At 46.7% G+C, this 1,120-nt stretch carries 2 protein-coding genes; both read right to left on the bottom strand.

The window, feature by feature from the left end; all coding sequences use genetic code 11:
• Positions 1 to 543, bottom strand: a 543-nt coding sequence (locus ACTXGO_RS14355) for a MarC family protein (protein ID WP_443574991.1), incomplete at its 3' end; no start/stop codon positions are given.
• A 175-nt stretch (positions 544 to 718) separates the two neighbouring features.
• Positions 719 to 1,120, bottom strand: a 402-nt coding sequence (locus ACTXGO_RS14350; RefSeq protein WP_459112939.1) for a beta/alpha barrel domain-containing protein, incomplete at its 5' end; no start/stop codon positions are given.

Genomic DNA, 1,120 nt, shown 5'->3' with positions numbered 1-1,120 from the left:
ACCCGTATCGCCAAGCAAACGGCTGATACGACCTGCTGCCATAAGCGCAAGATAACAGAACAAGCTGATTAGTAAACCTGCAATCAATACTGCAGACACCTTTAGAATACCAGATACTTGCGAGGAGTAGATGATGACGGTTGAAATACCGCCAGGCCCTATCATCATTGGAATAGCGAGCGGTACAACGGCAGCGGCAGTACTTGGTGCAGCGTGTTTATCGTATTCGATGTCAAAATTCTCTTGATCGGGCTTAACCGGATTGCCATCGCCATTCATCATATTAAGGGCAATCAAAAATACCAATATCCCGCCTGCCAGCTGAAACGAGCCGATAGAGATACCAAGAGCTTTGAGTAACAGCTCCCCTGCGACGGTAAAAAAGCTAATGGTAATAAAAATAGTCAAGCAAGCGATACGCGCCACTTTACGTCGATTGATCATCGAGTAGCCGCGAGTTAGATCCAAAAATAGGGTCAAGGCACTAAAGGGGTTGATCAAGACCACAAAAGCCAAGATGATTTTGATAATTTCAGTATCCACTGAGCGCTCACTTATCTATCATAAAACTTCAGCAAAAAAATAAGGCCACCGTGCGTATGCAGCGGTGACCCAGTAGGTATTTAGTAGCGCTATTATATCATAAGTACATGAGCCGATTAAATCATTAACTACCGCTAATTCTGATACCTTATGGTAACCGGTAAATTATTGATAACTAAGCACTAAAATCAAGTCCGATATCAAGCGCGGTGGTGCTGTGAGTCAAATAGCCCATCGCAATAAAATCAACTCCCGTCTTAGCGACTGCTTGTACACTCTCGGGCGTGATACCGCCTGAGGCTTCCGTCTTAGCGCGGCCTTGACACATAGTAACCGCTTGCGTGAGTATCTCAGGTGACATATTGTCAAGTAGCACCAGCTGCGCGCCGGCGTCCAAAGCCTGCTCTAGCTGCTCTATCGTATCAACCTCGACCTCGATAGGTAGCAGGTGACCTGCAAAATCTTGCGCCTGCTTGATAGCGGTTGCGATATCCCCTGCAATAGCGATGTGATTATCTTTGATCAAAATAGCATCATCAAGCCCTAAGCGGTGATTACGCCCGCCGCCGCAGCGTAC

This window comes from Psychrobacter sp. T6-1 (assembly GCF_052258445.1).
Note: the sequence above shows the minus strand (reverse complement) of the source record. Positions and strands in the feature narration are given on the sequence as shown.